We start from the raw sequence: 833 nt of genomic DNA, 5'->3' as shown, positions 1-833 counted from the left end.
AATTAGGAACGAAAAATATATGGTAGTAAGGGGGCAACAATATGTTTGCGTTCAAGAGTAAAAAATCTAAAAAAGAAAAACAAGAGGAACTAAAAAAGAAGAAAGGTTATAACCCCTTTTTAGTGGCTAGAGTTCAGCCACAAGGGGGAATTAGTTTTAAAGAAAGTTATTTTCAAACAGGTGATGGATTAGGTACTTGCATTCATGTCTATGATTATCCAACAGAGGTAAATGATTTTTGGTTAGAGCAAATTATGAATATGCCAAATGTGATCACAACATTAGATGTCATGAGTGATAATCGAAATGAAGTAGTTGAATCAATTAATAAATCCATGAGTGAACAAAGTGTTCGGCATGATACAGCAAAGGATAATATAGATCGAATTGATGCGAAAAATGAATTTTTAGAGCTGGAAGCTCTCTATACGGATTTGAAACAAGGTGAGGTCATGAAACGTATTCACATTCGTATTTATGTCTCCGCTAGAACAATAGATGAGCTAGAAAAACAAGTAAAAGAGATCCTGGAAACATTAGAATCTTATAACTTTCGAGGAGCTGTCTTTTTAAATGAACAAGAGTATGAATGGGATGCACTCGTAACGAGCTTTGATACACAAAAAAATTATGTGAATCGAAGAAAAGGGAAAGAAATTCCGGCAGTCAGTTTGGCTGGTGGGTGTCCGTTTCATTATTCCTATTTGCACGATCCATACGGTACGTATTATGGAACAACGAAAACAAAAGGAAATGTTATTTTTGATATCTTCCATAAAGACAATCAAAGAAAGAGTTATAACGGTGTAATGATTGGGAAGTCTGGTGCGGGA

Annotated in this window: 1 pseudogene; it reads left to right on the top strand. The window is 34.8% G+C overall.

The features are described from left to right. Positions 1-41: 41 nt before the first annotated feature. A pseudogene (locus ACLBXA_RS22335) lies at positions 42-833 on the top strand (VirB4 family type IV secretion system protein); the annotation flags it as partial.

Source organism: Bacillus sp. D48C (genome assembly GCF_053345735.1).
This window is presented reverse-complemented; position numbering and strand designations above follow the sequence as displayed.